At 65.8% G+C, this 19,545-nt stretch carries 18 protein-coding genes; 11 read left to right on the forward strand and 7 right to left on the reverse strand.

Annotation, left to right across the window (positions count from 1 at the left end; translation table 11 throughout):
* Positions 1–117: 117 nt before the first annotated feature.
* Entirely contained in the window at positions 118–1,278 is a 1,161-nt protein-coding gene (locus G0A00_RS05975; protein ID WP_164179341.1) for an HlyD family secretion protein, read from the forward strand.
* Positions 1,275–2,840, forward strand: a complete 1,566-nt coding sequence (locus tag G0A00_RS05980; RefSeq protein ID WP_164179342.1) for a DHA2 family efflux MFS transporter permease subunit — start codon at positions 1,275–1,277, stop codon at positions 2,838–2,840. The genes G0A00_RS05975 and G0A00_RS05980 overlap by 4 nt, the downstream gene beginning before the upstream one ends.
* Before the next feature lie 260 nt (positions 2,841–3,100).
* On the opposite strand, the gene G0A00_RS05985 is transcribed toward G0A00_RS05980, so the two are convergent.
* The 3 genes from G0A00_RS05985 to G0A00_RS05995 all read right to left on the reverse strand — a co-directional run bounded on the left by G0A00_RS05985 (position 3,101) and on the right by G0A00_RS05995 (position 7,079).
* On the reverse strand, positions 3,101–4,945 hold the full coding sequence (locus G0A00_RS05985) for a DEAD/DEAH box helicase (RefSeq protein ID WP_164179344.1): 1,845 nt from the start codon (positions 4,943–4,945) through the stop codon (positions 3,101–3,103).
* Positions 4,946–5,070: 125 nt separating this feature from the next.
* Positions 5,071–6,552 (reverse strand): inorganic phosphate transporter, encoded by a 1,482-nt coding sequence (locus tag G0A00_RS05990; protein WP_164179346.1) that lies wholly within the window; start codon positions 6,550–6,552, stop codon positions 5,071–5,073.
* Positions 6,553–6,590: 38 nt separating this feature from the next.
* Complete coding sequence (locus G0A00_RS05995) at positions 6,591–7,079, reverse strand: NUDIX hydrolase (protein ID WP_066108360.1); 489 nt, start codon at positions 7,077–7,079, stop codon at positions 6,591–6,593.
* A 183-nt stretch (positions 7,080–7,262) separates the two neighbouring features.
* Here G0A00_RS05995 and G0A00_RS06000 point away from each other — a divergent pair, with 183 nt between their 5' ends.
* Positions 7,263–8,501 (forward strand): aminopeptidase, encoded by a 1,239-nt coding sequence (locus tag G0A00_RS06000; RefSeq protein ID WP_164179348.1) that lies wholly within the window; start codon positions 7,263–7,265, stop codon positions 8,499–8,501.
* Between the two features lie 189 nt (positions 8,502–8,690).
* Positions 8,691–8,966, forward strand: a complete 276-nt coding sequence (locus tag G0A00_RS06005; RefSeq protein ID WP_066108367.1) for a hypothetical protein — start codon at positions 8,691–8,693, stop codon at positions 8,964–8,966.
* A gap of 15 nt (positions 8,967–8,981) precedes the next feature.
* Here the strand turns inward: G0A00_RS06005 and G0A00_RS06010 are convergent, their stop codons facing one another.
* Positions 8,982–9,866 (reverse strand): LysR family transcriptional regulator, encoded by an 885-nt coding sequence (locus G0A00_RS06010; protein WP_164179350.1) that lies wholly within the window; start codon positions 9,864–9,866, stop codon positions 8,982–8,984.
* Positions 9,867–10,000: 134 nt separating this feature from the next.
* Here G0A00_RS06010 and G0A00_RS06015 point away from each other — a divergent pair, with 134 nt between their 5' ends.
* From G0A00_RS06015 to G0A00_RS06040, 6 genes are all read left to right on the forward strand, one after another.
* Positions 10,001–10,948 carry a tripartite tricarboxylate transporter substrate binding protein gene (locus G0A00_RS06015; RefSeq protein WP_164179352.1) on the forward strand — a complete coding sequence of 316 codons (948 nt, stop codon included), beginning with the start codon at positions 10,001–10,003 and terminating at the stop codon, positions 10,946–10,948.
* A complete protein-coding gene (locus tag G0A00_RS06020) occupies positions 10,945–11,460 on the forward strand; it encodes a tripartite tricarboxylate transporter TctB family protein (protein ID WP_164179354.1) in 516 nt (171 codons plus the stop codon). Before G0A00_RS06015 ends, G0A00_RS06020 begins: the two co-directional genes overlap by 4 nt.
* Before the next feature lies 1 nt (position 11,461).
* The gene (locus tag G0A00_RS06025) at positions 11,462–12,979 is read left to right on the forward strand and encodes a tripartite tricarboxylate transporter permease (protein WP_164179356.1); all 1,518 of its coding nucleotides are present in this window, start codon (positions 11,462–11,464) and stop codon (positions 12,977–12,979) included.
* Positions 12,963–14,552, forward strand: coding sequence for a gamma-glutamyltransferase family protein (locus G0A00_RS06030; RefSeq protein WP_164179358.1), 1,590 nt, complete (start codon positions 12,963–12,965; stop codon positions 14,550–14,552). The genes G0A00_RS06025 and G0A00_RS06030 overlap by 17 nt, the downstream gene beginning before the upstream one ends.
* A 106-nt stretch (positions 14,553–14,658) precedes the next feature.
* Positions 14,659–15,645 (forward strand): bile acid:sodium symporter family protein, encoded by a 987-nt coding sequence (locus G0A00_RS06035; protein ID WP_066108386.1) that lies wholly within the window; start codon positions 14,659–14,661, stop codon positions 15,643–15,645.
* Positions 15,646–15,834: 189 nt separating this feature from the next.
* The gene (locus tag G0A00_RS06040; protein ID WP_164179360.1) at positions 15,835–17,118 is read left to right on the forward strand and encodes an NAD(P)/FAD-dependent oxidoreductase; all 1,284 of its coding nucleotides are present in this window, start codon (positions 15,835–15,837) and stop codon (positions 17,116–17,118) included.
* Positions 17,119–17,183: 65 nt separating this feature from the next.
* Here the strand turns inward: G0A00_RS06040 and G0A00_RS06045 are convergent, their stop codons facing one another.
* Positions 17,184–17,705 (reverse strand): CBS domain-containing protein, encoded by a 522-nt coding sequence (locus G0A00_RS06045; RefSeq protein WP_164179361.1) that lies wholly within the window; start codon positions 17,703–17,705, stop codon positions 17,184–17,186.
* 80 nt (positions 17,706–17,785) lie between these two features.
* Between G0A00_RS06045 and G0A00_RS06050 the strand changes: the two genes are divergently transcribed.
* On the forward strand, positions 17,786–17,968 hold the full coding sequence (locus G0A00_RS06050) for a hypothetical protein (RefSeq protein ID WP_164179363.1): 183 nt from the start codon (positions 17,786–17,788) through the stop codon (positions 17,966–17,968).
* Between the two features lie 248 nt (positions 17,969–18,216).
* Here G0A00_RS06050 and nqrM read toward each other — a convergent pair whose 3' ends face one another.
* Together nqrM and G0A00_RS06060 are read right to left on the reverse strand one after the other, a co-directional pair.
* Positions 18,217–18,465 carry a (Na+)-NQR maturation NqrM gene (gene nqrM / locus G0A00_RS06055; protein ID WP_164179365.1) on the reverse strand — a complete coding sequence of 83 codons (249 nt, stop codon included), beginning with the start codon at positions 18,463–18,465 and terminating at the stop codon, positions 18,217–18,219.
* Between the two features lie 35 nt (positions 18,466–18,500).
* Positions 18,501–19,529: an FAD:protein FMN transferase gene (locus G0A00_RS06060; protein ID WP_235952911.1), complete on the reverse strand. Its 1,029-nt coding sequence runs from the start codon at positions 19,527–19,529 to the stop codon at positions 18,501–18,503.
* Positions 19,530–19,545: the final 16 nt, after the last annotated feature.

Below are 19,545 nucleotides of genomic sequence, written 5' to 3' on the forward strand. Positions count from 1 at the left end.
GTTCGATGAAGTCTTGATTTCGTATCGGCACCCGCCTATGTGGTATCGAACCGAGCGGTTCGATCCGTCGAATCTCCCCCGCTTGGTGCTTTGTCCCGAGATCCGAAAGTCCGCCCCATGTCCCGTCACGACCGCATCGAAGCCACCGATCCCGACACACGTCCCGCAGCGCCGCAGCCTGAACAGGCCACCACTCACGAAGGCGCGGCGCCGCCGAAAAAGTCCGGACGCAAGAAGCGCATCCTTGGGGGGATCGCGCTGATCGCACTGCTGGCCGGGGGATATGAGGGCTATGGCTGGTGGACCGAGGGGCGGTTCATGGTCGAGACCGATGATGCCTATGTGCAGGCGGATCTCTCGCTGGTTTCGTCCAAGCTGCAGGGCTACGTCGAAGAGATCCCGGTGCAGGCCAACCAGCATGTCTCTAAAGGCGACGTGCTGGTGCGCATCGAGGATGGCGATTACCGCATCGCGCTGGAACAGGCGCAGGCGCAATTGCCGACGCTCGAGCGCACGCTGGCCCGGATCGACGCGCAGACCGCCGCGGCGCAGGCCAGCGTGACGCAGGCCGAGGCCGAGCTTTCCGCTGCCGAGGCCGCGCTGCGCACGGCGCAAACGGCTCAGGTGCGGGCGCAGGGACTGGCCGAGCGCAAGGTGACCTCGCAGGCCGATCTCGACGATGCCAATGAGGCGCTGGAGACCGCCAAGGCAAACAAGGCTGCCGCCGAGGCGGCGATCAAGGGGGCGGAAGCGCAGGTCGAAGTTCTGAAAGCCGAGCGCGCCGAGACCGAGAGCAGCCGCCGCGAGATGGAACTCGACATCGCGCAGGCGCAGCGCGACCTCGATCACACGGTGCTGCGCGCGCCCTTTGACGGAACGGTCGCCAATATCGCCATCGAAGAGGGCGAATTGGTCAGCATCGGCGCGCGGCTTGCCGCCGTGGTGCCGGACCACGGGCTCTACGTTGAGGCCAACTACAAAGAAACCCAACTTGCCCATATCCAGCCCGGCGAGACCGCGAAGGTGAGCATCGACGCGCTGGAAGGCCATGAGATCGAAGGCCGCGTGGTCTCGGTCGCGCCGGCCACGGGCTCGGTCTTCTCGCTGCTGCCGGCGGACAATGCCACCGGCAACTTCACCAAGATCGTGCAGCGCGTGCCGGTGCGGATCGAACTGCCCGAGGACACCCCCGGCTTGCGCGCGGGCCTGTCGGTGGTGGTGGAGATCGACCAGCGCACGGCGCCTGAGGGCACCGAAGTTGCAGGGGTCTCGGAATGAGCACCGACGCAGATATCAAGGCCGGAGAACCCGAGCTGACGCCGCGCAGGGTCGCGGCGTTTTTCGTCATGGTCTTCGGCATGTTCATGGCGATCCTCGACATTCAGATCGTCTCGGCCTCGCTGCCGGAGATTCAGGCGGGTCTCGGCGCCTCATCAGATGAGATCAGCTGGGTGCAGACCTCGTACCTCATCGCCGAGGTGATCATGATCCCGCTCTCGGGACTTCTGGGACGGATGATGTCGACGCGCTATCTGTTTGCCGTGTCGGCGGGGGGCTTCACCATCGCCTCGTTCCTCTGCGCCACGTCGGGCTCGATCAACGAGATGATCCTGTGGCGCGCGGTGCAGGGCTTTCTGGGCGGCGGCATGATCCCGTCGGTTTTCGCGGCGGCCTTCACGCTGTTCCCGGCCTCGAAGCGGGCCATCGTCTCGCCGATGATCGGGCTGGTGGCGACGCTCGCGCCCACCGTTGGCCCGACCGTGGGGGGCTATCTCAGCCACGCGATGAGCTGGCACTGGCTGTTTCTGGTGAACGTCCCGGCGGGCATCCTCGTGACGATCGGCGTGCTGGCGCTGGTGGATTTCGACAAACCCGAGTGGAAGCTCTTCGACACGTTCGACTGGATCGGCCTTGGTGCGCTGGCCTGTTTCCTTGGCGCGATGGAATACGTGCTGGAAGAAGGGCCGGGCAACGACTGGTTTCAGGATGAGATCGTCGCCGTGCTGTTCGTGGTCATGGTCGTGGGCGGCGTCATCACCTTCTGGCGGGCGTTCACCCTCAAGAACCCGGTGGTGGATTTCTCGGCCTTTTCCGACACCAACTTTGCCGTCGGATCGCTGTTCAGCTTCGTGATGGGCATCGGGCTTTACGGGATGACCTATCTCTACCCGCTCTATCTGAGCTCGATCCGTGGCTACGACAGCCTGATGACCGGGCAGACGGTCTTTGTCTCGGGGCTTGCGATGTTCGCCTCGGCGCCGCTGGCGGGGATCCTGTCGTCGAAGATGGACCTGCGGCTGATGCTGCTGCTGGGCTTTCTCGGCTTCGGGGTGTCGTCGTGGATGCTGACCGGCATGACCGCCGAGTGGGATTTCCAAGAGCTGCTGTGGCCGCAGGTGCTGCGCGGGCTGTCGTTGATGATCTGCATGGTGCCGATCAACAACCTCGCGCTTGGCACGCTGCCGCCGCAGAAGATGAAGAGCGCCTCGGGCCTTTACAACCTGATGCGCAACCTTGGCGGCGCCGTGGGGCTGGCGGTGATCAACACGCTGCTCACCGACCGCGGCGCGCTGCACACGGCGCGGCTCAATGAGGCGGTGAACTGGAACAACCCCGAGGCGCTGCGGCAGCTCGACATGCTTGCGCAGAACCTCGCGGCGCAGGGCATCGACGGCGACAAGGGCGCGCTGCAGCAGATGGCCGGACGCGTGGCGCAGCAGGCGACGGTGATGTCCTTCATCGACGTGTTCATGCTGATCACCGTGCTCTTTGCCGGACTGGCGGTGATGGCGCTGGCGATGAAGCCGCCGAAAGCCGGGGCAGGGGGCGCGGCGCACTGACGCTGCCTATGGCGCATTGCGAGCCGGGCAAGCGCCGGCCCGGGGGATGGCGCAAATCCCCTCGAGGTCTGCACTTTATCCCCGCCAAATCCGACCACCCCGCGAGCGCAGCACAACAATGACAAAGCGCCAGCCCGTAGGGACGGGCCGGCGCTTGCCCGGCGGCCTTCGGCCTTGTTCCGGGCGAAGTAAGCGCTGTCGGAAATGAAAAAGGCCGCCGGAATATCCGGCGGCCTTTTTGTCATTCTGAAAGCGGAGCCTTAGCCCTTGCGGTGCTTCTTGGGGCCGGCCTTCTTGTGGGCACCGTCGGTGTCGCGGAAGGTCTTCTTGGCACCGAACTTGCCCTTGGGCTTGTCGCCGTCACGGCGCGGGCGGTCGAAGTCGCCGTCCTCGGATTTGCGCTTGAAGCCACTTTTGCCGGGGCCGCCGAAGGCTTTTTTCTTGAAGCCGCCTTCCTTGCGGAACCCGCCGCCGTCCTTCTTGAAGCCGCCGGGCTTCTTGGGACCGCGCGGCGCGCCTTTCAGCTCTTCGGGGAGGCCATCGACCTCTTCCATCACGAGGCCCTGCGCCACTTCCATGTCGGGGCCGAGCGCCTCGAGGAAACCGTCGACCGCATTGGCGGCGATTTCGACATAGGTCAGCTCGTCGGCAATGCGGATCGCGCCAAGCGACTCGCGGGTGATCTGGCCGGCGCGGCAGATCTTAGGCAGCAGCCAACGCGGGTTGGCATTGCCTTCGCGGCCGACGGTCACGGTGAACCAGCGGCTCGGGCCAAAGGGCTCGGAGCGCGGCGCGCGCTCGGGGCGCGCATCCACCGGCAGCAGTTCCTCGGGGGCCGAGCGCAGGCCACGCCACTGGCGCACCAGAGCGGCGGCGATCTGCTCTGCCGAGTATTTCTCGGTGATCTGCTTGATCAGCGTCTCGTCGGTCTCGGGCGAGGGATCGGTCCAGACCGGATCGGCCATCAGGCGAGCTTCGTCCTTTTCAAGGACGGCATCGGCGCTGGGGGCTTCGAGCCATTCGGCCTCGACCTTGGCAAAGCGCATGATGCGCTCGGCCTTCTTGCGGTCGCGCAGCTGCACGATCAGCGCCGAGATGCCCTTGCGACCGGCGCGGCCGGTACGGCCCGAGCGGTGCAGCAGCGCTTCGTTGCTCTGCGGCAGTTCGGCGTGGATCACCAGATCGAGGTTCGGCAGGTCGATGCCGCGGGCCGCCACATCGGTGGCGACGCAGACCCGGGCGCGACCGTCGCGCATCGCCTGCAGCGCGTGGCTGCGTTCGTCCTGGCTCAGTTCGCCCGAAAGGCCGACCACGGCAAAGCCGCGGTTGGTCAGACGGGTGACCAGCCGTGCCACGGTGGCGCGGGTGTTGGCAAACACGATGGCATTGGGCGCTTCGTGGAAGCGCAGCAGGTTGGTGATCGCGTTTTCCTGATCGCCCTGCGCCACGGTGATCGCCTGATAGGAGATGTCCGAGTGCTGCTTCGATCCGCCCTGCACCGAGATGCGCTGCGAGTCGCGCTGGTAGCGCTGCGCCAGTTGCGCGATCTGCGGCGAGACGGTGGCCGAGAACAGCAGGGTCTGGCGGTCGGGGTTGGAGGCTTCGAGAATGGTCTCGAGGTCTTCGCGGAAGCCGAGGTCGAGCATCTCGTCGGCCTCGTCGAGCACCACGGCCTTGACCTGCGACAGGTCAAGCGCGCCGCGGCGCAGGTGATCGCAAAGACGGCCGGGGGTGGCGACGACGATATGCGCGCCGCGCTCCAGCGCCCGGCGCTCGGTGCGCGCGTCCATGCCGCCCACGCAGGAGGCCATCACGGCGCCCGCTTCGGCGTAGAGCCACGACAGTTCGCGGCGGACCTGAAGCGCCAGCTCGCGCGTCGGCGCGATGATCAGCGCTTCGGGGGCACCTGCGGCGCCGAAGCTTTCGGCGTCACCCAGAACGGCGGGGGCGATGGCGAGGCCGAAGCCCACCGTCTTGCCAGAGCCGGTCTGCGCGGAAACCAGAAGGTCGGCACCGGCGATGGCCGAGTCGGTCACGGCTTCCTGTACCGGGGTGAGTGTTTCGTATCCGCGGGCTTGCAGAGCGGCTGCGAGGGTCTGTTTCAAAGTCTGAGATCCGATCCAAGGACTGTCGGCGAAGGATGTCGGTACGAGGAGTCAGACCGAGTCAGGGCGCCGGGAAAGGGTGCGCTATATACCCTGCATCCGAGTCCGTAAAGCGTCGATTAGGGTCAGCCGAGCATGGCCGAGATGAGATAGAAGCATACCGCCGACAGCAGCGCCGAAACCGGAACGGTCACCACCCATGCGGCGGCGATGGTCAGGAAATGCGAGCGGCGCACGAGTTTGCGGCGCTGACGCTCTTCCACCGGAAGCGGCTTGCGGCCATTGGCCTTGTTCAGCTTGCGGGCGCGGCGGGCCATGTACCATTCGCGGAAAAAGCCCACGCCGAAGATGCCGCCGACGGCGATATGGGTGGAACTGACCGGCAGGCCCAGCCACGAGGCGATGATGACCGTCACCGCCGCCGAGAGCGCCACGCAATAGGCGCGCATCGGGTTGAGCTTGGTGATCTGGCTGCCGACCATGCGAATGAGCCGCGGGCCGAAGAGGATCAGACCGCAGGAGATGCCCACCGCGCCGATCACCATCACCCAAAGCGGGATCGACACTTCGGACGCGCCTTCGGTGCCGGTCTGCAGCGCATCGACGATGGCGGCCAGCGGGCCAACCGCATTGGCCACGTCATTGGCGCCATGCGCGAAGGACAGAAGCGCTGCCGAAACCACCAGCGGCAGCCGGAACAGCACCTTCAGCGAGGCGTTGCGGTTTTCCAGCCCTTCGGACTGGCGGCGCACCAGCGGCACAGAGATCAGGCCGATGAGGATCGCCGCGCCAAGGCCGATCAGCAGCGCGATCGGCATGTCGATATGCATCACCTTCTTCAGGCCCTTCAGGGCGAGATAGGTGGCAAACGCGCCCGACATCAGGCCGATCAGCACCGGCACCCAGACACGGGCGGCGGCGATACGGTCGGGGACATACATCACCCGCCACTTGATGAAGGCCAGCATCCCGGCGGCGATCACCCCGCCCATCACCGGCGAGATCACCCAGCTTGCAGCGATGGCGCCCATGGTTGGCCAGTTCACCGTGGCAAAGCCCGCCGCGGCGATGCCCGCGCCCATCACGCCGCCAACGACGGCATGGGTGGTGGAAACCGGCGCGCCGATCCATGTGGCGAGGTTGACCCAGAGCGCCGCCGAGAGCAGCGCCGCCAGCATCGCCTGCACGAAGAGCCCGCCGTGATCGAGGCTGGCCGGATCGATGATGCCCTTGGAAATGGTCGAGACCACATCGCCGCCCGCCAGCAGCGCGCCGGCGCTTTCGCAGATCGCGGCAATGGCAATGGCCCCGGCCATCGACAGCGCGTTCGAGCCCACGGCGGGGCCCATGTTGTTGGCCACATCGTTCGCGCCGATGTTGAGCGCCATATAGGCCCCGAAGGCGGCGGCGACGACGATGATCATCGTGCCGGGCGTGGCACCGGCGACAAGACCGGCCAGCAGTGCCATCAGGGCGATAAAGACCAGCGAGATGCCCAGACCGACGAGCGGGCGCGCGGTATAGAGCGACGCCGACTCGAGCAGGGACATCCGGTTGAGGTCCTTGTCCAGCGTCGGCCAATCTTTATTGGTGTCATGCGCGCTCATCGCCGCATCCTTCATCCGTGTCAGTCAGAGAGCGGCGGTCAGCGAAACTTTTCGAGCGCTTTCAGGATCGCCGGCAGGCGGCGGAACAGGGCGCTGAGCTCTGGTTCTTGAACCATGCCCGCAGCCTCTTCGGGGCTGACCCAGCGCCGCTCGCGCTGCCCGGCCTCGGGGAAGTTATCTTCGAGTTTCGTGACCTCGGTGGCATAGACATGCACTTTGGTGTCTACCGGCAGGCCGCCATCGAGCCGCTTGTCATAGTGGTAGGTGCCGATCTCGGTGGGCGGAACGTCCGGCGGGGTGACCCCGGCTTCTTCCCACGCCTCGCCCATCGCGGCGCCTGCGGCGTCGAGCCCGGCCTTGGGCCAGCCCTTGGGCACCACCCAGCGCCCGGTGTCGCGCGATGTGATCAGCAGAACCTCAAGCGCGCCGCCGTCCGGGGCATAGCGGTAGCACATCGCCGCGATCTGGAATCGCGGCGGCCGCCGGAAGGCCGGGCCAAGAAGCGTATGCAAGAGTTTCCGAAACATGGCGGGCCTCCTAACACCAAAGGATCGGCGACTTCAATCTGTCATGGCGCTCTGTCGCTTTTATGTCGCATCTGTGACGCATGGTCATCGGCCTTGGGGATGGGCTTTTGCTGCGCTCATCTGCTTGACGGCGGCCCGGCGGAGCCACAGCTTACCGCTCAAAACAGACTCAAGGAGCTTGCCATGACGTCCACAGCCATCGACCCCGAGCTGATCGACCGCCTTGCCGAGGTTGCCGTGCGCACCGGCGTAAACCTGCAGGAAGGTCAGCAGCTTGTGCTGACCGCACCGGTTTCGGCGCTGCCGCTGGTGCGGGCGGTGACCCGCGCCGCCTATCGCGCCGGTGCCTCGCTGGTGACCCCGCTGCTTTCGGATTCGGAGGTTGCGCTCGCGCGCTTCGAAGACGGGCAGGACGTCACTTTCGATGTGGCTCCCGGCTGGCTCTATAACGGTATGGCCGAGGCCTTTGGCGAGGGCGCGGCACGCATGGCGATCGTCGGCGAGGACCCGATGTTGCTTGCTGAACAGGACCCGGCGAAGGTCTCGCGAGTCGGCAAGGCGAACTCCAAGGCCTACAAACCGGCGATGGAAGAGATCACCAACTTCAAGATCAACTGGTCGATCTGCGCATGGCCGGGCGTGGCATGGGCCAAGCGTATGTTCCCCGAGCTTTCCGAACCCGAGGCGCAGGCCAAGCTGGCCGAGGCGATCTTTGCCGCCTCGCGCGTCGATCAGGCCGATCCCGTCGCCGCTTGGGCCGAGCATAACGCCGCGCTGCGCACCCGCACCGAATGGCTGAACTCCGAGCGTTTCGCGGCGCTGCATTTCACCGGGCCGGGCACCGATCTGACGGTGGGGCTGGCCGACGACCACGAATGGCACGGCGGGGCCAGCTCGGCGCAGAACGGCGTGCAGTGCAACCCCAACATCCCCACCGAGGAAGTGTTCACCACGCCGCACGCGCAGAAGGTCGAAGGCACCGTGCGGTCGACCAAGCCGCTGTCGCATCAGGGCAGCCTGATCGACGGCATCGAGGTGCGGTTCGAAGGCGGCCGCATCGTCGAGGCCAAGGCCGAGAAGGGCGAAGCGGTGCTGAAGGAACTGCTGGCGACCGACGAGGGCGCGGCGCGTCTTGGCGAAGTGGCGCTGGTGCCGCATGGCTCGCCGATCTCGCAGTCGGGTCTGCTGTTCTACAACACGCTGTTCGATGAGAACGCCGCCTGCCACATCGCGCTTGGCCAGTGCTATTCGAAGTGCTTCCTCGAGGGCGCCTCGCTGAATGCCGAGGAGATCGCGGCCAAGGGCGGCAACAGCTCGATGATCCATGTCGACTGGATGATCGGCGGGCCGGAGACCGATATCGACGGCATTCGCGCGGATGGCACCCGCGTGCCGGTCTTCCGCAAGGGCGAATGGGCCTGATCGCGCGCGCGCTTTGACGCATGCGTCAATGACATCCCCCGGCCCGGACGGTTTCCCCGTCCGGGCCGGTTTTCCTTAAGGTCGCAGTTTCGACAAAAGTCTTAACGCTACGTTAATTTTGCTGATGGCCCATGGGCCGACTCGCGCTACACTGGCCGCCGCTGCCACACGAGTGAGGGGGGTTGGATCATGCGCAAGACACGGACGGTGACCATCAGCGGAGAGATCCTCTCCTATGCCGAGGGGCTGGTCGCCCGGGGCGAATATCACGACATCGACGCCGCGATCGAAGGCGAGCTTCTGAAGGCGCGCGCCCGGCGGTCGGGCAAGATCAGCCCGTTCCAGAACGAGCTGCGCCAACGCCTGATGATCCAGCCCGACCAGTCGAGCGAGATGGCCCTCACCGCCGAGCCGTTCTTTGGCAACGACCCGGCGCTGGCGCGCATCCTCGACGACCGCAGCTAAGGGCATCTGCCGCGATCAATCGTGATCGTCGCGCGGGCGACCGTGTTCGGTCAGCGCGGCGATCAGCGCAGAGAGCACCTCTGCGCGGCTGCTTGTCGGGCGCTGCACGAGCCCGAGCCTGCGGTGAATGGGAGGCGCGCCGAAGGGAAACCAGTCCAGCGCCGCGGTGATTGAATCCTGCAGCGCCACATAAGGGATGATCGCAAAGCCCATCCCCGCGCGCACGCAGCCCACCACCGCCGTCATCGTATTGACCGAGACCACCTGCCGCGGCGCGACGCCAAGCCGGGCGATTTCGGTGTCGATCTGCCGGGCCAGCGGCACCTGCGTGCGGTAGCGGATATAGGGCACGCGGCGGATGAGGTCTTGGATCGCCAGCCCGCCGGTGCCCGGCGGGGTGATCACCACCAAGGGCTCGCTCAGCACTTCGGTCCAGCGCAGGCTTGGCGGCACGGCCACATGCTCGGCCACCAGCGCGGCGTCGAGCTGCCCCGAGACCACCTCGGCCATCAGTTCTTCGGACATGCCGATGCGCAGGCGATGGGTCAGCTCGGGAAAGCGTCCCCGCAGGGACGCCAGCGCCTGCGGCACCAATGAGTTGGCCCCGGTCCGCAATGTGCCGAGCGCCAGCGTTCCGCCAACCTCGCCGCCGCTGACCGAGGATTTCGTCTCGGTCACGATGCGCAGGATCTGCCGGGCGGAGCGCAGCATTTCGGCGCCCTTGGCGGTGAGCACCGGCGGGCGGCGCGTGCGGTCGTAAAGCCGCACGCCCAGCTCCGCCTCGAGCGCCGAGACCTGCTGGCTGACCGCCGACGCGGTGAGATTGACCGCCTGCGCCGCAGCGGCGAAGCCGCCGTGCTGCTCGATGGCGAGAAGGGTTTCAAGCTGACGTGTATCCATGGTTGTAAGTTAAGCAAAACTACAAATGATGGCAATAATTACGCGCTTTGTGTGGCTCGGGCTTGTGTTACGTCTTTTGGCGCAAGCAAAACCACTGGCGGGCAAACCGCCGGTTCGCAACAGGGAGCCTCCCAATGAAACTCCGCACGGGCTTTGCCGCCCTTCTTACCGCAGCCACCATGATCGCCGCGCCCGCCAGCGCCGCCGATTACCCCGATCACCCGGTCGAGTTCATCGTGCCGTGGTCGCCGGGTGGCGGCTCGGACACGCTGATGCGTCTGATCGCCGGCAACATCGAGCCCTATCTCGGCACCGAGATGCCGATCATCAACATGCCCGGCGTCGGCGGCACCGTCGGCCTGCGCGAAGCCTCGCGCCGCGATGCCGATGGCTACACCATCAGCCAAGTGCACGAAGGCCTGCTGGTCGCGACCGAAACCGGTATCACCGATCTGGCGTGGGACGATTTCGAGCCGATCGCGCTGATGACCGCCTCGCCGCAGTACCTTGTGGTGCACCCGACCGAGGACTACTCGGATTTCGAGGAATTCGTCGCCTACGCCAAAGAGCACCCGGGTGAGATCACCATGGGCGTGACGCTGGGCGGTGTGCCGCACCTGCACGCGGCGATGATCGAACAGGCCTATGGCCTGCAGTTCCAATACGTCGGCTACGAAGGCACCGGCGAGCGCGTCCGCGCCCTCGTCGGCGGCAACCTCGACGCGGCGATCGGCGACATCTCCTCGTCGAAGCAGTTCGTCGACAATGGCGATCTGCAATTCCTCGCCGTTGGCGCCACCGAGCGTGCGGCAGAAGCACCCGACGTGCCGACCTTCAAGGAACTCGGTGCCGATCTCGAACTGCAGGTGACCCGCGGCATCGTGATGCCGAAGGGCGCGCCGCAGGAAGCCCGCGACACGCTGGAAGCGGCGCTTGAAGAGCTGTCGAAGGACGAGACCTACATCGAGCAGACCAACAATGCCGGTGCATCGGTCATGTTCCGCGGTCAGGACGCCTACAGCGCCTATCTCGCCAAGCTCGACGAGACCGTGAAGTCGCTCTCCGAGGTTCTCGCACCGTGAGCGAGACCGGCTACGACAAGAAGCTGGCAAAGGAGGCGGGCGAGATCGCCCGTCTCCTGAGCTATGTGCTGATCCTTTTCGCCTCGGTCGGTCTGTTTCTTGCAGCGGCCGGGATTCCGACATCGCGTTTTGAGCGCCTCGGCGCTGGCGCCTTTCCCAAGATCGTCTTTGCGGGCATCGCTTTGATGGCGGTTGTCGCCATCATCGACGCGCTGCGCAAAATCCCATCGGACGCCTATGGACGTTTCGCCGCGCAGACCTGCGCATGGGCGCGCCGCAGCTACCTCGTTTTCGTGACGCTGGCGGCGTTGGCGGTCTACCTGATCCTGATCCCGGTGCTGGGCTTCTCCATCGCCAGCTTCCTCTTCATCCTCGGGGTCGAACTGGTGCTGATGCCGCGCCGTCCGGCGAGCATACTGATCGCGGTGGTCGTGGCGGTTGTGTTCTCCTTCGGGCTGAACTGGCTGTTCGCCGAGGTCTTCAACGTCTTCCTGCCGCGCGGGGTGCTCTGACATGGACAGCTTTATCTCCGGCGTCGCGCAGATCTTCACGCTCGCCACGCTGATCTACATGCTTGCCGGTTCGGTGGCGGGCATCATCGCCGCCGCCATCCCCGGCTTCACCGTCACCATGGCCATCGTGCTGACGCTGCCGCTGACCTTCACCATGGAGCCGCTTCAGGGCATCGCGGTGATGCTGTCGGTCTATGTGGGCGGCTATACCGGCGGGCTCATCTCGGCGGCGCTGCTGGGCATTCCCGGCACGCCCTCGTCGGTTGCCACCACCTTCGACGCCTTCCCCATGGCCCGCCGCGGCGAGCCGGGACGCGCGCTGTCGCTGGGAGTCTGGGCCTCGTTCTTTGGCACCATCATCTCGACGCTGGTGCTGATCGTCGCCGCGCCGCCGCTGGCGATGTTCGCGGTGAAACTCGGCCCGTGGGAATATTTCTCGCTGATCGTCTTCGCGCTGACCATCGTCGCCTCGCTGGTGGGCGACAGCGTGATCCGCGGCATGCTGGCGGGGCTGATCGGTCTTGCCATCTCGACCGTCGGCGCCGACCCGATCATGGGCCGTCCGCGCTTTGATTTCGGCATCGAGATGCTGCAGTCGGGCCTGCCGTTCCTCGTGGTGCTGATCGGCATCTTCGCGATCTCGCAGCTGACCTCCGAGGTCGAGGACGCCAAATCGGTCCGCTCGGGCAATGCGCTGGTCACCGGCGCCATCGACTTCCAGACCTGGAAGGTGATGAAAGAAGTGCTGATGCGCCCGGTGAACCTGATCCGCTCGTCCATCGTCGGCGTGCTGATCGGTGCGCTGCCGGGGGCCGGTGGCTCGATCGCCAACCTCGTCGCCTATGATCAGGCCAAGCGCAATTCCAAGGACCCCGACAGCTTTGGCAAGGGCAATCCCGATGGTGTTGTCGCTTCGGAGGCGGGCAACTCGGCCACCGCTGGTGGCGGCCTTATCCCGCTGATCGGGCTTGGCATTCCGGGCTCGGCGGTGGATGCGATCCTGATGGCCTCGCTGATGGTGCACGGCATTTCCGTAGGCCCGCGGCTGATCATGGATCACGCCGATCTGGTCTATGGCATGTTCGTCGCCATGGCCGTGGCCTCGCTGATGATGCTGGTGGTCTCGGTGCTGTCGATGCGCCTCTTCCTGCGCGTCGCCGAAGTGCCGAAATGGCTGATCGTCCCAGTGGTGATGGTCTGCTGTGTCGTCGGATCCTTCGCGCTGAACAACCGGGTGACCGATCTCTATCTGCTCGGCTTCATTGGGCTGGCGGGCTATGCGCTGCGCGCGCTCGGCTACTCGCTGGCGCCGCTGGTGCTGGGCGTGATCCTTGGCCCGATCGCCGAGACCAACCTGCGCCGGGCGCTGATGACCAATGAGGACCCGAGCCTCTTCTTCACCCGCCCGATCAGCCTGATCTTCCTTATCGCAGCCGTGCTTTCGATCGCTTGGGCGATCCGCGGCCACCTCAAACACCGTAAAACCTCCGGAAGGAGTTCCGATGCGTCTGCGTCATGATCCCGTCTACCCGTCGCGCCGCTCGCCCGTTCTGGCCGAGAACGTCGTCGCGACCTCTCAGCCGCTCGCCACGCAGGCCGGGCTGACCATCCTGCAGCAGGGCGGCAACGCGGTGGATGCCGCGATTGCCACCGCCGCCGCGCTGACCGTGGTCGAGCCCACGGGCAACGGCCTTGGCTCGGATGCCTTCTGCATCCTCTGGGACGGCAAGCAACTGCACGGTCTCAACGCCTCGGGCCGCGCGCCTGCGGCATGGTCGCCCGAGCGGTTCCCCAATGGCATGCCGCAGCACGGCTGGGACGCGGTCACCGTCCCCGGCGCGGTCAGCGCGTGGGTGGAACTGTCGGAGCGCTTTGGCAAACTGGGTCTGGCGACGGTGCTGGCTCCGGCGATCCGCTATGCCGAGGAAGGCTTCATCGTCTCGCCGGTGATCGCCACGCTTTGGGCCAAAGGCGCCGAGACGCTGGGCAAGCAGCCCGGTTTCGCCGAGACCTTCATGCCCGGCGGGCGCACGCCGAAAGCCGGCGAGCGGTTCCGCAATCCCGGCGCTGCGCGCACTCTTCGGGCGATTGCCGAGACCAAGGGCCGTGCCTTCTATGAGGGGGAGATCGCCGAGGAAATCATCGCCTTCTCGAACGCCCATGGCGGCGCGATGACGATGGAAGACCTCGCGGCTCAGAAGCCCGACTGGTGCGGCACCGTCAGCCAGTCCTTTGACGATGTGGAACTGCACGAGATCCCGCCGAACGGGCAGGGGATTGCCGCGCTCATGGCGCTGGGGATGCTGCAGCACACCTCGATCCGCGAGCATGGCCCGGACGATCTGACCGCCGTGCACCTGCAGATCGAGGCGATCAAACTGGCCTATGCCGACCTGCACGCCTTCGTCGCTGATCGCGATCACATGACCGAGGTCGACGAGACCGCGCTGCTTGACGCCGAGTATCTGAAATCGCGCGCGGCGCTGATTTCGGAAGACAAGGCGCAGGACTTCGGCCCCGGTGCGCCCAAACGCGGCGGCACGGTGCTGCTCAACACCGCCGATGCCTCGGGGATGATGGTCAGCTTCATCCAGTCGAACTATGCGGGCTTTGGCTCGGGCGTGGTGGTGCCGGGCACTGGCGTGTCGATGCAGAACCGCGGCTTTGGCTTCACCACCGAAGCAGGGCACCCCAATCAGGTGGCAGGCGGCAAGCGTCCGTTCCACACGATCATTCCGGGCTTTGCCATGAAGAACGGCCAGCCGCTCATGGCCTACGGCATGATGGGCGGTCCGATCCAGGCGCAGGGCCATATGCAACTGCTGCTGCGCACCGAGCTTTGGGAGCAGGACGTGCAGACCGCCGCCGACGCCCCGCGCTGGCGGATGATCAAAGGGCTCGACGTGGCCTGTGAGCCGAGCATGGCACCCGAACTTCTGGACGGGCTTACAGCGCTCGGGCACAAGGTGCAGATCGAAGCCCCGGACAACGCCTTTGGTTTTGGCGGGGCACAGTTGGTGCATCGTCTGCCGGAAGGCGGCTATGCGGCGGGCTCGGATCCGCGTAAGGATGGGCAAGCCGCGGGCTTCTGAAGCCCCGGCCGACCACCGCAAGTTTGGGTGAGGGCGCGGGGCAAGCCGCGCCTTTGCCTTTGAAGGCAGCGGCGCGTGCGCCGACGAGGAAAGAGCAGGAGACGAGATGAAGTATCTCAAACGCATCGGCATCGACACTTATATGCTGTTGCTGATCGCGACGGTGTGCCTTGGTGTGCTGCTGCCTGCGCAGGGCGTGGCGGCCGCCGGGCTGAAGCATGTGACCTTCTGGGCCGTCGCGCTGCTGTTCTTTCTTTATGGCGCAAAGCTCGACCCCAGTTCGGTGCGCGCGGGGCTGATGAACTGGCGGCTGCAGGGGCTGACCTTCGCCGCGACCTACCTGATGTTCCCGGTGATCGGTCTTGCTCTGGCGGCGATTTTCTCGCCCGCGCTGGGAGCGACCGTGACGCTGGGGCTGATGTTCCTGTCGGTGCTGCCCTCGACGGTGCAATCGTCGATCGCCTTCACCTCGATCGCGGGCGGCAATGTACCTGCGGCGATCTGCGCCGCTTCGGTGTCGAACATCGTCGGCGTGGTGCTGACCCCGCTCTTGGTGGCGCTGCTGCTGCACACCGGCGATGGCGGCGTCAGCCTCGACTCGGTGATCAAGATCGGCACGCAGATCCTGCTGCCTTTCGTGGTCGGCCAGATCGCGCGGCCGTGGATCGGGGGCTTTGTGAAGAAGCACAAGGTTCTGACCATGGTGGTCGACCGTGGCTCGATCCTGCTGATCGTCTATTCGGCGTTCAGCGCGGGCACGGTGTCTGGCCTCTGGCAGTCGATCCCGGTGGCCAGCCTAATCATGCTGGCGCTGGTGGTGCTGGTCTTTCTTGCCATCACCATGGGGCTGATGGTCGGAGCCGGAAAGCTCTTCGGCCTGCCGTATCCGGACCGGGCAGTGCTGTTCTACTGCGGCTCGACCAAGAGCCTCGCATCGGGCCTGCCCATCGCGACGGCGCTTTTCGCGGCGGACAAGGTGGGTGCGATCGTGCTGCCGGTGATGATCTATCACATGAGCCAGCTGCTGGTTTGTGCCTTCATCTCACAAAAGGCGGCCCGGCGCGAAGAGGCGGGCGCAGTGCCCGCGAGCTGAGCGGCCCCATCAATGCGATGCCCGACAAGACCCGGCTGGCACCGGGTCTTGTCATTTTCGGACGGCTGCTGCTCACTCTGGCGGTAGGATAGGCATTCCCTAATCAAGGCAGAGGAACTTCGTTATTTGTCGACGATTTCCGACGGTTAGAAGTGAAGGGAGCGCCTCAACTCCGCGAAAGGACTGCGCATGCCCAAGGACACCATTGATACGCTCGTCATCGGCGCTGGTCAGGCCGGTGTGGCCATGAGCGAGCATCTGGGGCGCGCGGGTATCCCGCATCTGGTGCTCGAGAAAGACCGTATCGCCGAGCGCTGGCGCAGCGGGCGCTGGGACTCGCTGGTGGCCAATGGACCCGCGTGGCACGACCGCTTTCCCGGCATGGAGTTCGACGGCGACGGTGAGGCCTTCATCGGCAAGGATGGCGTCGCCGATTACTTCGAGCGCTACGCTGAAAAACTGGGCGCGCCGATCCGCTGCGGCGTCGAGGTGACGCGGCTCCAGCGGCTGGACGGGCAGGCCGCGTTCCGGGTCGAGACCTCGGACGGGGTGATCGAAGCGCGCAACGTGGTCTCGGCGACCGGCCCGTTCCAGAGGCCGGTGATCCCGCCGGTGGTGCCGCAGGACGCGCCGGTCACGCAGCTGCATTCCGCCGCCTATCGCAATCCGCAGGCGCTGCCCGAAGGGGCGGTGCTGGTGGTCGGCTCGGGATCTTCGGGGGCGCAGATCGCGGACGAGCTGAACCGGGCCGGGCGCAAGGTGTATCTCTCGGTCGGGCCGCACGGACGTCCGCCGCGCGCCTACCGCGGACGGGACTATTGCTGGTGGCTGGGGGTTCTGGGGCTCTGGGACATTCCGGCGCCCGCGCCGGGCACCGAGCATGTGACCATCGCCGTCAGCGGCGCGCGGGGCGGGCGGACCGTGGAGTTTCGGCAGCTCGCCGCTGAGGGGATCACGCTGCTTGGCCGGACAGAAAGCTACGCCGCCGGTCGGATCAGTTTCGCCGGGGATCTGCGCGCCAATGTCGAGGGCGGGGATGCCGATTACCTTGCCATGCTCGACATGGCTGACGCTTTTGTGGCCCGCAACGGGCTCGACCTGCCCGAAGAGCCCGAGGCCCGTGCCCTGCCGCCCGATCCGGATTGCATGGTCACGCCGCTGCAGGCGCTGGATCTGGCCGAGTCGGGGATCACCAGCATTATCTGGGCCACGGGCTATGCGCTCGACTATGGCTGGATGGAGCTGGATGTGTTCGACGAGACCGGGCGTCCGCGTCACCAGCGCGGGGTCTCGCCCGAGCGCGGGCTCTATTTCCTTGGACTGCCGTGGCTGTCGCGGCGGGGCTCGAGCTTTATCTGGGGTGTCTGGCACGACGCGCGGTACATCGCGGATCAGATCGCCATCCAGCACAGCTATGACACTTATGACGCCGGGGTCCGAGGCCTTGGCAGCGGCAGCAAGGCCGCGGAATAGCGGCAGGGCAGGGCAGGGCAGGGCGGTCAGGGGCCGCCTTGCCTTCGTGATCAGGAACCGGCGGCTTAACCGACGATCAGTTGCTTGAGCTTCAGCGCCTCATATTCCAGCGCAGTGAGCCGGTAGTTCACCACATCGCCGATCGAGACCATGCCGATCAGCGCGCCATCCTCGAGCACCGGCAGGTGACGGAACCGCCCGTCGGTCATCCGGCGCAGCACCCGCACCAGCGTCTCGTCGCGCCCGCAGGTCTCGAGCTCGGAGGTCATCAGTTCGGCCACGGTCTTGGGCAGCGTGCCGCCGGGCGTGTCGGCGAGCTGCCGCACGACGTCGCGCTCTGACAGGATGCCGACCAGTTCGCCCTGCGGGTTCTTCACCAGCAGCGCGCCGATGCGCTTGTCGCGTAGGATCTTCACCGCCTCGGCGATGGTCTCCTGCGGCTGGATCCAGAAGAGCTCGCCGCTCTTGGCGTCCAGAACATGGCCGACCGTGGCTTCGGCAGCCGAGAGGTTCGTCTCGATCGATTGGCTGTGAGTCGTTTCGTGCTGGTCGTCGTCGCGGGTATGAGGCTTGTATGATGCGGGCATGATGCTCCCCTCCTTGAACCTCTCCTAGGTTAGTGCAATCAGCGCACCTGTAAACGCATTCTGACGGAGGGCCGTGCCCCATGCCCGAGCTGACGCTCACACCGGCCATCGCAACGGTGATCTTTGTGATCGCCTGCCTTGCGGGATACCGCTATCGCAGCGTGTGGAAAGCCGAGGGGCCGCGCTGGCAATTGTGGCTGTTCGGCTTGGTGGCGGCGGTCTGCCTGCTGGTGCTTGGGCTGACGCCGCTGACCGGGGGGTAAGAGCGGCGCGGACTCAAGGCAAAGCCGCCGGGCGAGCGCCTGCCCGTCCCGGCGGGCTGGCGCTTTGGCCACATTGCGCGACGTGTTGATTGCGCCCGGATCTGGCTGGTATAAATCGCGGAGTTCAGAACTTGCGGCGCCATCCCACGGGCAGGCGCTCGCCCGGCTCTCGCGGCACGTGCAGTTCCGACAAACGAAAACGCCGGCCTTTGGGCCGGCGTTTCGCTATCTGTCAGGTGATCCGCAGCTCAGGTGGCGGCGCGTTCCTCGCGCTCCATGTCCTCGAGCATCTTGCGGGCCTTGGGGCAATGCAGGCGGTCGCGCAGCGGGCTGTCGGGATCGATCTCCTGCTTGCAGACCACGCAGTGATCGGCGCCGGCAATGGCGTTGAGCCCGCCGCAGCTGCCCTTGATCGTGCGCCCGTTGAGGATGACGCCAAGCGCCATGCCCAGCATCACGATCATCAGAAGTCCGAAAGCAAGGATGAAGGTCGACACTGCGCCCTCCTTTCAGCGGTTGCGGCGGTTTAGGCTCAGGCCTGCAGCGCGGTGAAGCGCTTGCTCGGCGTCAGCTTGAAGCCTTTGTCGCCCGCTTCGCCGGCACGATCAATGAAGAGCACCGCCATATCACGCTCATTTGCGATCTCGAGACCGCGCTCGCGGCCCAGCACCAGCAGGGCGGTCGCCCAGGCGTCGGCCAGCATGGCGTTCTCGGTCATCACGGTCACCGAGGCGGTGCTATGGTTGACCGGACGGCCAGTGGTGGCGTCGATGATGTGCGAGTAGCGCTTTCCTTCGTAGTCGAAGAAGTTGCGGTAGTCGCCCGAGGTCGCCATGCCCATGTCCGACACGGCCACGACCTGCTGAACGCCGCGGTTGAAGGCTTCGGGCGTCTCGATGCCGATGTGCCACGGCTGGCCATCGGGGTTCTTGCCGGCGGTGTAGAGATCGCCGCCGACCTCGACCATGTAGTCGGTGATGCCGAAGCTGGCGAGGGTGCGCGACACCTGATCGATGCCGAAGCCCTTGCCGATCGCCGACAGGTAAACTTCTGCGTCGGGGCGCATCTTCTGCAGCGCACGGTCGCCGACGTTGACCGACTGGGTCTGGCCGCAGCAGGCCAGCGCCTGTGCGATTTCCGAATCGCTGGGCATGTCGGCGCGGGTCTTGCCTGCGCCAAAGCCCCAAAGGTCGAGCAGCGGGCCGACGGTGACATCGAAGCGGCCATCGGTGGCGGCGTTGATCTCTTGCGCGGCCTTCATCACATGCGCGACTTCATGCGAAACGGCGAAGTTGTCGGTGGCGCCTGCGGCGTTGAAGCGCGAGATTTCCGAGCTGGAATCCCAGTTCGACATCTGCGCGTTCACCTGTGCCAGGCTGGCGTCCACGGCCTTTTGCAGCTCGGCCTTGTCGATCTTGTTGCTGTGGTCGATCGCGGCGATCGAGTAGCTGGTGCCCATGGTCAGGCCGGAGAGTTCGAGGACAGACCATCCTTTCTTGCACGCTGCCAATGCAAAGGGCATCACGAGGAAGCTACGGCGAGAGAAGGTAAGAGGGTTCATCCGGGATCTCCGCAAG

It is taken from the genome of Salipiger sp. PrR002 (assembly GCF_010500775.1).
Taxonomy (GTDB): Bacteria; Pseudomonadota; Alphaproteobacteria; order Rhodobacterales; family Rhodobacteraceae; genus Salipiger.